Source organism: Streptomyces sp. NPDC058239, assembly GCF_042882185.1.
Classification (GTDB): Bacteria; Actinomycetota; Actinomycetes; order Streptomycetales; family Streptomycetaceae; genus Streptomyces.
This window is the reverse complement of sequence record NZ_JBHVWS010000005.1, coordinates 199031-211722: the sequence shown is the minus strand read 5'-3', so window position 1 is coordinate 211722 and position 12692 is coordinate 199031. Positions and strand designations below refer to the sequence as shown.

The following is a 12692-nucleotide window of genomic DNA, read 5'->3' as shown; positions in this document are numbered from 1 at the left end:
CGCGGAGGTGAACCGCGTACCGCCCGACCCCGGAAATGGCGCCAGTGGATCAGGAGTAGAAGTTGCGCTGCCACCGGTGCTTGGCCAGCAGGGCGAGCTGGTCGGCGGTGAGCGCACGCCCGTCGCTCAGGGCCGTGTTGCGCTCGACATTGCGTACGGTGCGCATGCCGGGGATGACGGTGGAAACCGCCGGCGAACTCAGTACGAACCGCAACGCGTTCTCAGCGATCTCATCGGGTGCGATGCCGAGGTCGGCGATGATCGCGGCCACCCGCTGTTCGACCTGCGCCGGGCGGTCGTCGCGGAAGTAGCGGTTGCGCCAGTCGCCGTCGGGGAACGTCGTACCGGCGGTGATCCGGCCGGTGAGGCCGCCTTCGTCCAGCGCCACCCGCACGACGACACCGACACCGTGCTCCTCACAGGCCGGCAGCAGCGCGTCGGCGGGCGCCTGGTCGAAGAGGTTGTAGATGACCTGCACGCTGTCCACGGCACCGCTGCGTACGAGTGCGAGTGCGTTGTCGGGCTGGTGGTCATTGACGGAGACGCCGAACAGGCGGATCTTTCCCTCCTGTTTCAGCTCGGCGATCGTCTCCAGCCAGTCGCCACGGCCGACCCAGTCGTCGCTCCAGACATGAAACTGCAGTACGTCGAAGTGGTCCTGGCCGCTGGTGCGCAGACTGGTCTCCAGGCTCTCGCGGATGTGCTCGCCCGGGAACGTCTCGGCCGGGTCCAGGCCGTCGGGCGCCGGCCACGTGCGGTTCTTCGGCGGCACTTTGGTCGCGACGAGCACCTCGTCGCCGGCCCGCTCGCGGACGACCCGGCCGACGATCCGCTCGCTCTCACCGTAGCCGCGGGCGGTGTCGATGAAGTTCACACCGAGATCGATGGCCCGGTGCAGGGCGCGTACGGATTCGTCCTCCGTGGCACCCACCCAGGCGGACTCACCGATGCCCCAGGCGCCGTAACCGATCTCGGATACGGACACTCCACTGCGTCCCAGCTCGCGGTAGCGCACAGTCATCCTCCACGTCATGGTCCTCGCCCTGGACGGTCCGAGGCCTCCGCCAGAAATCACGTCGACGATAGGCGGCCGGGGCGACGGAGTCAGGAGGGTTTCCGCGTCGCCGCCCTCCGCGAAGGCCACCGCGTCGACAGGGAAGGCGCAGGGGCCCACGATGCCCGCGCGCTCCCCACCGGATCGTGTTACGTCTGGAACCTCGGAGCACCGCTTTCACAGGCCGGCGAGCACGCGCCGACGCCCTGGCGGCGGCGCGGATCCATGCCGCCCGCCTGGAGGTACGACATGCCTGACCTCTTCATCGGTGGCCGCTGGACCGCGGCCGTCGACGGACGGACCCGGGAGATCCGCTGCCCCGCCGACGGAAGTGTGGTCGCCCGGGTGGACGAAGCCGGTCCGAAGGATGCCGCGGCAGCGATCGCGGCCGCGCGGGAGGCGTTCGACCACGGCCCCTGGCCCCGCACCCCTGCGGCCGAGCGTGCCGGGCTTCTGCTGCGCGTCGCGGATCTGCTCGTCCGGGACAAGGACGCCCTGGCCCGTGTCGAGTCGCTCGACACGGGCAAGCGGCTCGTGGAGTCCGAGTACGACATGGACGACATCGCCAACTGCTTCCGATACTTCGGCAACCTGGTGGGCGCCGGCGGAGCGGACCGCGTCATCGACACCGGCGACCCGGCCGTGGACAGCCGAGTGGTCCACGAACCGGTCGGCGTGTGCGCGCTCATCACACCGTGGAACTACCCCCTGCTCCAGACGGCCTGGAAGGTCGCACCGGCGATCGGTGCGGGCAATACGTTCGTGCTCAAGCCCAGCGAACTCACGCCGCACACCGCGATCATGCTGATGCGGCTGCTGCGCGAGGCGGGGCTGCCGGACGGCACCGGGAACCTGCTGCTGGGGTCCGGCGCCGAGGCCGGTGCGCCGCTCACCGAGGATCCGCGGGTTGACATGGTGTCCTTCACCGGGGGTCTGGCCACAGGGCGGCGCATCATGGCCGCAGCGGCCCCCACCGTGAAGAAGATCGCCCTGGAGCTCGGGGGGAAGAATCCGAACATCGTCTTCGCCGACGCCGACTTCGACACGGCCGTCGACTTCACACTGATGGCCGTTTTCCTTCATTCCGGTCAGGTCTGCTCGGCCGGTGCCAGGCTGCTGGTGGAGGATTCGCTGCACGACAGGTTCGTCGACGAGGTCGTGGCACGGGCCGCACGTATCAGGATGGGCGGCCCGTTCGACCCGCAGGCCCGGACCGGCCCGCTGATCTCGGCGGCGCACCGGGACAAGGTCGAGGCCTACGTGGCGGTCGGCCTCGCCGAAGGTGCCGTCCTGCGACTGGGCGGCGTCCGGCCGGACGACCCGGCGCTCCAGGACGGCTTCTACTACCCGCCGACCGTCCTGGACGAGTGCACCGCCGCGATGTCCGTCGTCGCCGCAGAGTCCTTCGGCCCCGTGCTGACCGTCGAGCGGTTCCGGGACGAGGACGAGGCGCTGGCCCTGGCCAACGGCACGCTCTACGGCCTGGCGGGGGCGGTGTGGACCACCGACCAGGACCGAGCACGGCGGGTCGCGGACGGGCTGCGGGCCGGCACCGTCTGGATCAACGACTTCCATCCCTACGTGCCCCAGGCCGAATGGGGCGGCATGAAGCAGTCGGGAGTGGGGCGGGAACTCGGCCCGTCCGGACTCCACGAATACACCGAGGCGAAACACGTGTGGCGGAACACCGCTCAGGTACCGAAGCGCTGGTTCGAGTGACCGGCGGGCGGCCCCCGGGCCCGCCACCTGCCCGTACGGACCCAGGAGATACGTCATGCCGCCCGCTCCCCCACCCGAGTCCGGCCTGAGGACGGAAGCATCGTCCGACGACGACGCCCTCACGGAGCTGGGTTACAGACCCGAACTGAAGCGCACGCTGGGCAACTTCCACACCTTCGCCGCCGGAATCAGCTACATCTCCATCCTGACCGGCACGTTCCAGCTGTTCTACTTCGGTGTCAGCTTCGGCGGGCCCGCGTACTGGTGGTCCTGGCCGATGGTCTTCACCGGCCAGCTGATGGTCGCGCTGTGCTTCTGCGAGCTCGCCGGCCGCTACCCGGTCGCGGGCTCGGTCTACAACTGGTCCAAACGAATGGGCGGCCCGCACATCGGCTGGCTGGCGGGCTGGATGATGACGACCGCGACGATGGTCTCGCTGGCAGCGGTGGCCCTCGCCTACCAGCTGACACTCCCCCAGATCTCCAGCGTGTTCCAGATCATCGGCGACGGTACGGGGAAGTACGACGCGGCTGCCAACGCCGTACTGCTCGGCACGATCCTGATCGTCTTCACCACCTTGGTGAACGCCTTCGGAGTGAAGCTGATGGCCACCATCAACTCCTCCGGTGTGTTCGTCGAGCTGATCGCCGCCGTGGTGCTGGTCTTCCTCCTTGCCGCCCACATCACCCGCGGGCCGAGTGCGATCCTGGACACCCAGGGGCACGGCAAGGGCCATCCGCTCGGCTACTTCGGAGCCTTCCTGACCGCGTCGCTCGCCTCGGCATACGTGATGTACGGCTTCGACACCGCGTCCTCGCTCGGCGAGGAGTCCAAGGACCCGGCCCGCAACGCACCGCGGGCCATCCTGCGCGCGCTCGTCGCCTCGTTCGTCCTCGGCGGCCTGATCCTGCTCTTCGCACTGCTGGCCACCCCGGATCTGCAGGCCGGGCAACTCGCCGAACACGGCCTGCAATATGTGGTGAAGGCGACACTCGGGGAGTCGGTCGGGCTGGCCATTCTGTGGTGCGTGATCGTCGCGATCACCGTGTGCGCACTGTCGGTCCAGACCGCGGGGCTGCGGCTGGCCTTCGCGATGGCCCGGGACAACAACCTGCCGGCCGGCACCCACCTGGCCAGGGTCAGCCCGCGGTTCCGCACTCCGGTCCTGGCCACCGTTCTGATCGGGTTCGTGGCGATTCTCATCCTGGTGGTCAACATCAAGCAGCCGCAGATCTTCTCCGTCGTCACCAGCATCGCCATCGTCATGATCTACGTCGCGTATCTGCTGGTGACCACGCCCATGCTGGTCCAGCGGCTGCGCGGCACATGGACGCCGGCCGCCGGCCGCTTCTCGATGGGCCGAATGGGTCTGCCGGTCAACATCGCCGCCGTGCTCTGGGGAATCGCGATGACCGTCAACCTCCTGTGGCCGCGCGCCTCCGTCTACAACGCCACCGGCACCCAGCACTGGTATCTGCGCTGGGGCGGCGTCCTGTTCGTCGGCGTCGTCGCGGTCGGCGGGTTCACCTACTACTGGTTCGTCCAGCGCAAGCGCACCGGCGTGCTCGCCGAACACGCCGTCGGCCGGCCCCTGGCGGAGCCCGGCCCGGCGCACGGTGCGCCGTGACACGAAAGGGAGCTGACGTGGAGGAGTTCGACTACGTGGTGGTCGGCGGCGGCACCGCCGGCAACGTGGTGGCCGCGCGGCTGAGCGAGGACCCTGCCGTCACCGTCTGCCTGCTGGAGGCAGGGCCGTCGGACGTCGGCGACGACAACGTACTCCGGCTGGACCGCTGGTTCGGTCTGCTCGAATCCGGCTACGACTGGGACTACCCGGTCGAGCCGCAGCAGCACGGCAACAGCTTCCTGCGCCACGCCCGTGCCCGGGTGCTCGGCGGCTGTTCCTCCCACAACTCGTGCATCGCCTTCTGGGCGCCTCGCGAGGATCTCGACGGCTGGGCGGCAGCAGGCTGTACAGGATGGGGCGCCGCCGAGACCTACCCGCTCTACCGACGCCTGGAGAGCAATGACGCCCCCGGCCGGCACCACGGCCGCTCGGGCCCGGTGAAGATCCGTACCATCCGGCCGGACGACCCTTGCGGAAGCGCCCTGCTGGAGGCATGTGCGCAGAACGGGATCCCCACGACCACGTTCAACACCGGGGCAACCGTGGTGCGTGGCGCGGGCTGGTTCCAGATCAACTCCGACGAGAACAACACACGGCAGTCCTCCTCCGTGGCCTACCTCCACCCGATTCTCGGCAGACGGCCCAACCTGGAGGTACGGACGGAGGTACGGGCCAAGCAGCTGCTGATCGACGCGGACCGGCGCTGCACGGGCGTGTCGTACCTCGATCCGGACCTCGTCCACTCGCGCTCGGTCGCCGCCCGCCGGGAGGTCGTCGTCAGCTGCGGCGCGATCGACACCCCGAAGCTGCTGATGCTCTCGGGCATCGGACCGGCCGGGCACCTCCGCGAGGTCGGCGTGGACATCGTCCTCGACGCGCCCGGTGTCGGCGAGAACCTCCAGGACCACCCGGAGGGCGTCGTCATGTGGGACGCCAAGCAGCCCATGGTGACCACCTCCAACCAGTGGTGGGAGATCGGCATCTTCACCGACACCCGTCCCGGCCTGGACCGGCCCGACCTGATGTTCCACTACGGCTCGATGCCGTTCGACATGAACACCTACCGGCGCGGCTACCCGACGAGCGAGAACGCCTTCTGCCTCACACCGAACGTCACCCACGCCCGCTCGCGCGGCACGGTACGGCTGCGCACCCGCGACTTCCGGGACAAGCCCAAGGTCGATCCCCGCTACTTCACGGACGGGGAGGACGTGCGTGTGATGACCTACGGGCTGCGGCTGGCCCGCGAGATCGCCGCGCAGCCCGCACTGGCCGACTGGGCGGGCGCCGAGCTCGCACCGGGTCCCGATGCCGGGTCCGACGACGAATTGCTGGACTACATCGTCAGGACCCACAACACCGTCTACCACCCTTCGTCCACCGTGAAGATGGGCCCCGGCACCGATCCGACGGCACCGCTCGACCCACGTCTGCGGGTCCGGGGCATCCGCGGTCTGCGGGTGGCGGACGGATCCGCGATGCCGGAACTCATCACCGTCAACCCGTGCATCACCACCATGATGATCGGCGAGAAGTGCGCCGACATGATGAAGGAGGACGCGAGGAGGTAGGCCTTCGCCCACGCCCCGCTCGCGGTGATGGCCGAGCAGATCGACATCCTACGCAACGGGGTCGAGCAGAGTTACGAAGACCTGTTCGTGGAGACGGCGGCGCCCTGGGTGCTTCCTTGCCTCGGCGACCTCGTGGGCTTTTCGACTCTGCCCGGCTACGAGCGCGTCCTCACCACCGGTCTGCGGAGCGGGAGTTCGGCTGCCGCGCTGACGGAGGCGATCGCGCCGCGCCGCGACGTGGCCGCCACGGTCGCGAACCTGCGCCGCAAGGGCACGCTGCACCTGCTCGAAGAGCTCTGCGAGCAGGTGGCGGGATGGCCGGCGCGGGCGGTCGAACTGTCCCGGCTCGTCTCGCACCAGCAGCCGGTCAAGCTGTACGGGTACGGGTCCGGGTCCTCCGGGTCCGGGGACGCGGGCCGCGCGCGGCGCGGACGCCTCGCCGACCTGCGGGACGGATCCGCGCTCGACCTGGCGGGTTCCGCCTTCGGGACGGTGGCGCGCTCGGTCGACGTCCGGAGCGCCAACTCCCGCCACAGGCAGGGTGGTCTGACTCCCGTCGGGGTCGGCCTCTTCGTCTGGCGGCTGAGGGTGCACCCGCTGACGTCCTCACCCGCGTACTGCATCGACCGGGCCCGCCGGGCGGTGGCGGAAGCACCAAACCGCCGACCGAGCCCCGGCCCGAGTACGAGCCGTTCCCCGGCTCGGCCTTCTTCCGGGCCGGCCGCCACGACAAGCGGATGACCGCCATGGGCAAGCGCCTGGTCGCGGAGGGCTGCGGCCGTTACGAGGAGGGCCCCGGCCCCGATTGGACCGACGCGGACCGCAAGTCCTACACGGCGTGGCAGCACAAGCTGGGCTACCGGGGCAAGGACGCGGACGGCGTGCCGGGCAAGGTCAGTCGGGACAGGCTGAAGGTGCCGGCGTCACGGTGGGGCGCGCGCGGGGTCTGCCCGCCGAAGGACGGGCAGACCTGCCACCTGACCGCGGCGGCCGTGGCGCGGCGCTGTTCGACGGCGCGGTCGACGTCCTCGTCCCGAAGGCCGGTGCTGGTGGCGAAGGCTGCGGCAGCTCTCAGCGGGCTGCGAGGTCTTGGGCTGTTCGGATGATGTGGGTGCGCGAGATGCCCGCGATGTCGAGAAGTTCGGAGGGGGTTCCGGAGCCCGGCAGGTTACGCACGGCGAGGTGGACGACTGCGGGGGCCAGTCGCTGTGCGGCGAGTGCGGACAGTACGGCCTCGCCCAGACCGCCTTCGGGGTGGTGGTCCTCGACGACGACAAGTGCGCCGGTTTCCTGGGCGGCGCGGGCGATCGTGTCGAGGTCCAGGGGCTTGACGGAGTACAGGTCGACAACCCGGACGGGGATGTTCTCGGCGGCGAGCCGGTCGGCGGCGGCGAGGCATTCGTGGAGCGTGACGCCGGCGCCGATGAGAGTGACCTTGTCGCTGTCGCTCGCGCGCAAAGTCTTGGACCCGCCCACGGGGAAGGTTTCGTCGGGGGCGTAGAGGACGGGGTAGGCGCCCCGGGTGGTGCGCAGGTAGGAGATGCCGTCCAGGTAGGCCATTGCGGCGGTCAGAGCGGCAGCGGATGTGGCGTCGCTGGGGTAGAGCACGGTGGAACCATGGACGGCGCGCATCATGGCGATGTCTTCCAGGCCCATCTGGGAGGGACCGTCCGCGCCGATCTCGACACCGCAGTGGGTCCCGCACAGGCTCATGGAGATCTGGGAGACGGCCGCCATACGGATGAAGTCATGGGCCCGGGTGAGGAAGGCGGCAAAGGTGGTGGCGTAGGGGCGGTAGCCACGTGCGGCCATACCGACCGCGCAGGCGATCATCTGCTGTTCGGCGATGTACATCTGGAAGTACCGCTCGGGGTGTGCCTTGCCGAAATCCTCCGCGTGGGTGGAGTTGCCCACCTCGGCGTCCAGAGCCACGATGTCGGGCCGGGCGCCGATCGCGGCGAGCGCCTTGCCGAAGGCGACTCGGGTGGCGACGCTTTCGCCGGCCTTGAAGCGCGGCAGCGTCACCTCCACGGGAACGGCCGGGGCACTGGGGGTGACGGCGGGCGGCTGGGGGCCGCGGACGGTGAGGTGCCGGACGCCGCCCAGTTCGGTGATGGCGCGCGCGGCAAGATCGTCGGGCAGCGCCTTGCCGTGCCAGCCCTCGGCGTCCGCGACCTCGAAGACGCCCTGACCCTTGACGGTCTTGGCGACGATGACGGTGGGGGCCTGCCCGTCGCCCGCGGCGGCCAGGGCTTGTTCGACGGCCACGGGGTCATGGCCGTCGACGACCAGGGCGCGGCAGCCGAAGGCTTCGGCGCGGCGGGCGTAGGCGCCGGTGTCCCAGCCCAGCTCCGTGGGGCCGCTCTGGCCGAGGCGGTTGACGTCGATGATCGCGATGAAGTTGGCCAGCCGGTGGCGGCCCGCCTTGTCCAGGGCTTCCCACACCGACCCTTCGGCCATCTCGCTGTCACCGCACAGCACCCACACACGGTACGGCTGGTGTTCCAGGTCCCGTCCGGCGAGCGCGATGCCGACACCGTAGGCGATGCCCTGGCCCAGCGAGCCGGTGGCCGCATCCACCCAGGGCAGGACCGGAGTGGGGTGGCCCTGCAGTCGGGCGCCGTTGCGGCGGTAGGTGGTCATCAGTTCCTCTTCGTCGATCGCACCGGCGGCGAGGAACATCGCGTACAGCAGGGGGGAGGCATGCCCCTTGGAGAAGATCAGGTGGTCGTTGGCCGGGTTCTTCGGGTTCTGCCAGTCATAGCGCAGTTGGCGTGTCATGAGGACGGCCATCAGATCCGCGGCGGACAGGCTGGAGGTGGGGTGGCCGGAGCCGACGGCGGTGCTGGCGCGAACGGAGTCCACGCGCAGCTGCTGAGCCAGCTCGAAGACCTGGTCCAGGCCGCTGTCGGGCCCGAGGGAGACGGTGGGGGTGTTCTCGACCGACATCGCGGCTTCCTCTCGTGTCCTGCGTTCTGATCCGGTCGTCGACGGCTTGCCGGCTCGCGGGCCGCGCCCAGAGGCTGCGTGGGGCGCCTGCGCCCTTGCCGACCGTATGTCCGTGGTGCGGTGGCCGCGATCTGAACGCGCGCCGGTCAGAGGGTGCGGTCCAGGAGCGCGGTCAGTGCTTTCCAGTGGCGTTCGTCCGCCGTGCTGTCGTAGGCGGCGGTGTCTGCCTGGGTGAAACCGTGGTGTGCCCCGGTGTAGACCTCGCTGCGGTGGCGCACGCCCGCCGCGGTGAGGGCCTCGTCGAGGCGGTTGATCTGCTCGGGGGGCAGCGAGGTGTCCTGGTCGGCGTGGCCGAAGTACAGCTCCGCGGTGATCCGGTCGGCGACGAGGTGCGGGCTGTCGGCAGCTTCGGTGGCCAGGCGCCCGCCGTGGAAGCCGGCCATGGCCGCGACCCGCTCCGGGTAGGTACCGGCGGTGCGCAGGGCAAGGCCGGCGCCCATGCAGTAACCCGTGATACCGACCGGCCCGTCAGTGGCCAGGGGGCAGTCTGTCAGCCAGGTCAGGTAGGTGTCGGCGTCGCGCATCGCCAGACCGGGTGTCAGTGACTGCATGATCGGGCCGAGACGCTCGAAGATCTCCGGGCGTCGGGCCGGGTCGATGAAGTCGGGCAGCTCGACCACCGGCGCTCGCCCATGGCGGTAGAAAACGTTGGGGGCCAGGACGGTGTAGCCGGCCTCGGCGAGACGATCGGCCATCTTCTTCAGATGAGGACGGAGTCCGAAGGCGTCCATGTAGAGCAGGACCCCGGGATGAGGACTTCCGTCGTCGGGATGGGTCAGATAGGCGTCGGCGGTGCCGTCCTGTGTGGGGATGTCGACGGATGTTCCGCGCACGGCGGTCATGGGCGGTTCTCTTCTCTGCTCCGGTGTCCCTCCGCGCTCGGGGCGGGAGGAACGAAGGACTGTGGTTGCAGTCAGTGATCGTAAGCGGTCAGTGACCGCTCGGCCGATTGCCCGGTCGGGTCGACGGGAAACCCCACCGAGGGCTTCACCGCGGCCGCCGAGTGACCGACCGCGGCGACGTCTCGAAGCCGTTCTCGGCTCAGGACCGATGCAGCATGGGGCGCCACCGCCCGGGCACCGTGTCGCCGTACTCGATGCCGGTGGCGCCGATGAGGGCGGCCAGGTCGTCGAGTTGCCCGGTGACCGCCCGGCACAGCGCCCCTGTCGGCTTGATGTCGGTCTCCAGGTACAGGCCTTCGATCAGCAGGACTCCTCGACTCCGGTCGAAACGAGGAGCGGCCCGGCCGACCAGGCGGTCGCCGTGCAGGATCGGCAACAGGTAGTAGCCGTAATGCCGTTTGGCCTTCGGTATGTACATCTCGTTGCGGAAGGCGAAGCCCCACAGCCGTTCGGTGAGGCGCCGGCCGTTGATCAGGTTGTCGAACGGCGACGGCGGTCTCGATCGTCTCGGCACCTGGATATGGGTACTACGGGCGGTGTCCCGGGGGCGCCGGACTTTCGACTCGGTATCGTCGTCCGACATCCTCGGTGAACTGACAGAACCGGCACAGCGGGCAGGTGCGGTTTCCGGTAGGGAGCCATGACGGTGAAGGATTCGAAAGGCCGATGACAGACAACTCCGACATGATCGACTTCGTTCGGGCGCGTCTTGCTGAGGAAGAACAGATTGCGCAAGCGGCAGGCGGCGAGAGCTGGCGGTGCCCGGCCGACGTGCCCGGCGAAGTGCACGACCGGTCCGGCGCCATCGCGTTCAGCGTGCGGAATCTCGGCTTCGACCAGCACATCGCCTTCCAGGACCCTGCGCATACACGTCGCCGCATCGAGACGAGCAGAGTTCTTCTCAATGAGTACGCGGAGGTCGCCGACAGGGACACCGACCGCCCCGACCACGACTTCCCGTCCGGCCGCGCCGTCGGGCTCGGTTTCGCCGTCCGGCAGATGGCCGCAGAGCATGCCGGTCACCCCGACTACCGGGCCAAGTGGCTGCCACGGTTCATGCATTAGCGTCCGGCGACGGCCACCCCCCGGGGAGGCCGTCGTGGCCACCGGCACCCGGTTCGAGAGATTCGCCGACCGTCGCCGGGCGATCGCCTCCGCCCTCCGAAGGTGGTGCTGAGAAGTTGGGCAGAGGGATCGGCTGCCGGCTCGTAATGCCCCCAGGGGTACATTGCGCCTCCTCAGCGCGGATCCATCAAAACTCGGGGCATATGCCCAAATATGTCTCACTCGGGGATTTCACCGAAAGGGAGCGGTTGCCATGGAACGGACCACGTGCTGTGTGGTGGGCGCCGGCCCCGCCGGAATGATCCTCGGGCTGTTGCTGGCTCGGGCGGGGGTGGCGGTCACGGTCCTGGAGAAGCACGGCGACTTCCTGCGCGACTTCCGCGGTGACACCGTGCATCCGTCCACCCTGGCGCTGCTGGAGGACCTCGGACTGGCCGAGCGGTTCGCCCGGCTGCCGCAGCGGCGGGTGACGTCGGTCCAACTGCCGCTCGGCCCGGACCGTTCGCTCGTCACCGTCGGAAACATCGGCGCGCTACGGGGCAAGTACAACTACATCGCGATGGTGCCCCAGTGGGATCTGCTCAACCTCCTCGTGGACGAGGCCGGGCGGGAGCCGTCCTTCTCCGTGCGGATGAACACCGAGGCGACCGCCTTCCTGACGGAGCGCACGGGGGTCCCCTCTGGCCGAGCGACGCCGCGAGCTCGGGGGAGGGTCACGGGGGTCCGGTACCGCACGTCCGACGGCCGCACCGGTGAGCTGCGGGCCACCCTCACCGTGGCCTGCGACGGCCGGTCCTCGCTGGCCAGGTCGTTGCCCGAACTGGGACTGCGGAAGTTCGCCTGCCCGATGGACGCCTGGTGGTTCCGGCTGCCGCGGCGGGAGGGCGACCCGCACGGGCTCGTGGGAAGCGCCGGCGACCGGTTCCTCACCGCCATGATCGACCGCGGGGACTACTGGCAGTGCGCCGCACTGATCCCCAAGGGAACCGACACCCAGCGCCGCGCCGCCGGCCTCGACCGGTTCACACGCGAATTCACGGCCGCCGTCCCCTGGCTCGCGGACCGGGTGCACGCGCTCGGCTCGTGGGACGACGTGAAGCTGCTCGATGTACGGCTCGACCGCCTACGGCGCTGGCACCGCCCTGGACTGCTGTGCATCGGCGACGCGGCACACGCGATGTCGCCGGTCTTCGGCGTCGGCATCAACCTCGCCGTCGAGGACGCGGTGGCCGCCGCCCGGTATCTCGTCGAACCACTGCGCGGAGGCGCGGTCGGCCTGCGGACCGTACGCCGCGTCCAGCGCCGCCGCTGGCCCACCACCGCCGCGACACAGGCCCTTCAGCGCCTCGCCCACACGAACATCATCGAACCGGTCCTGTCGGGCCTCCCGGCGTTCGGCGACGCGAGGCGCGCCCAGCGGCTGAGCGAGCTCATCACGACCTCGCGGTGGCTGAACCGCCTGCCGGCGTACTTCCTCGCCTACGGCGCCCTGCGCGAGCGCCCACCGGCCGCGTCGGTGCGCTGAGCCGGACGCCTTCGGTGGGGCCGGCACCAGGCCCGCCCCGCTTCCGGGCAACGGCGCGGAAGCATGCCTGTGGAGCACCGCCCGGACAACCGGGCCGGGCGCGGTCCAGGTGGTGACGGAAACCCGGGCGATATACGTTCGGAGCGGGCGTCGCCACGCTGTCGCGCGGTATCGCGACCGCCGGTCTTCGGCCCTGCAACCCATCGCCGGGGAGGTCCTC

10 protein-coding genes and 1 pseudogene are annotated in these 12692 nt (G+C 69.9%); 7 read left to right on the top strand and 4 right to left on the bottom strand.

Features of this window, described 5'->3' with window-relative positions; genetic code table 11:
- Positions 1 to 49 precede the first annotated feature (49 nt).
- Entirely contained in the window at positions 50 to 1015 is a 966-nt protein-coding gene (locus ACFVYE_RS09645; protein WP_383961538.1) for an aldo/keto reductase, read from the bottom strand.
- 288 nt (positions 1016 to 1303) lie between these two features.
- Between ACFVYE_RS09645 and ACFVYE_RS09640 the strand changes: the two genes are divergently transcribed.
- The 5 genes and pseudogenes from ACFVYE_RS09640 to ACFVYE_RS09620 all read left to right on the top strand — a co-directional run bounded on the left by ACFVYE_RS09640 (position 1304) and on the right by ACFVYE_RS09620 (position 7077).
- On the top strand, positions 1304 to 2773 hold the full coding sequence (locus ACFVYE_RS09640; protein WP_383961412.1) for an aldehyde dehydrogenase family protein: 1470 nt from the start codon (positions 1304 to 1306) through the stop codon (positions 2771 to 2773).
- A gap of 55 nt (positions 2774 to 2828) precedes the next feature.
- Positions 2829 to 4400 (top strand): APC family permease, encoded by a 1572-nt coding sequence (locus ACFVYE_RS09635; RefSeq protein ID WP_383961415.1) that lies wholly within the window; start codon positions 2829 to 2831, stop codon positions 4398 to 4400.
- A gap of 17 nt (positions 4401 to 4417) precedes the next feature.
- A complete protein-coding gene (locus tag ACFVYE_RS09630) occupies positions 4418 to 5971 on the top strand; it encodes a GMC family oxidoreductase (RefSeq protein ID WP_383961418.1) in 1554 nt (517 codons plus the stop codon).
- Between the two features lie 12 nt (positions 5972 to 5983).
- Positions 5984 to 6607 (top strand): annotated as a pseudogene (locus ACFVYE_RS09625) (hypothetical protein); the annotation flags it as partial.
- 101 nt (positions 6608 to 6708) lie between these two features.
- On the top strand, positions 6709 to 7077 hold the full coding sequence (locus tag ACFVYE_RS09620; protein ID WP_383961421.1) for a peptidoglycan-binding protein: 369 nt from the start codon (positions 6709 to 6711) through the stop codon (positions 7075 to 7077).
- Here the strand turns inward: ACFVYE_RS09620 and ACFVYE_RS09615 are convergent.
- The 3 genes from ACFVYE_RS09615 to ACFVYE_RS09605 all read right to left on the bottom strand — a co-directional run bounded on the left by ACFVYE_RS09615 (position 7043) and on the right by ACFVYE_RS09605 (position 10396).
- A complete protein-coding gene (locus ACFVYE_RS09615) occupies positions 7043 to 8920 on the bottom strand; it encodes a transketolase (RefSeq protein ID WP_389604881.1) in 1878 nt (625 codons plus the stop codon). The genes ACFVYE_RS09620 and ACFVYE_RS09615 overlap by 35 nt on opposite strands.
- Positions 8921 to 9066: 146 nt before the next feature.
- On the bottom strand, positions 9067 to 9822 hold the full coding sequence (locus ACFVYE_RS09610; RefSeq protein WP_389604879.1) for a dienelactone hydrolase family protein: 756 nt from the start codon (positions 9820 to 9822) through the stop codon (positions 9067 to 9069).
- A gap of 199 nt (positions 9823 to 10021) precedes the next feature.
- Positions 10022 to 10396: a DNA glycosylase AlkZ-like family protein gene (locus tag ACFVYE_RS09605; RefSeq protein WP_389604877.1), complete on the bottom strand. Its 375-nt coding sequence runs from the start codon at positions 10394 to 10396 to the stop codon at positions 10022 to 10024.
- Between the two features lie 152 nt (positions 10397 to 10548).
- Here ACFVYE_RS09605 and ACFVYE_RS09600 point away from each other — a divergent pair, with 152 nt between their 5' ends.
- Together ACFVYE_RS09600 and ACFVYE_RS09595 are read left to right on the top strand one after the other, a co-directional pair.
- Positions 10549 to 10947, top strand: a complete 399-nt coding sequence (locus tag ACFVYE_RS09600; RefSeq protein ID WP_383961433.1) for a DUF6221 family protein — start codon at positions 10549 to 10551, stop codon at positions 10945 to 10947.
- A 253-nt stretch (positions 10948 to 11200) separates the two neighbouring features.
- Positions 11201 to 12472 carry an FAD-dependent oxidoreductase gene (locus ACFVYE_RS09595; RefSeq protein WP_383961436.1) on the top strand — a complete coding sequence of 424 codons (1272 nt, stop codon included), beginning with the start codon at positions 11201 to 11203 and terminating at the stop codon, positions 12470 to 12472.
- Positions 12473 to 12692: the final 220 nt, after the last annotated feature.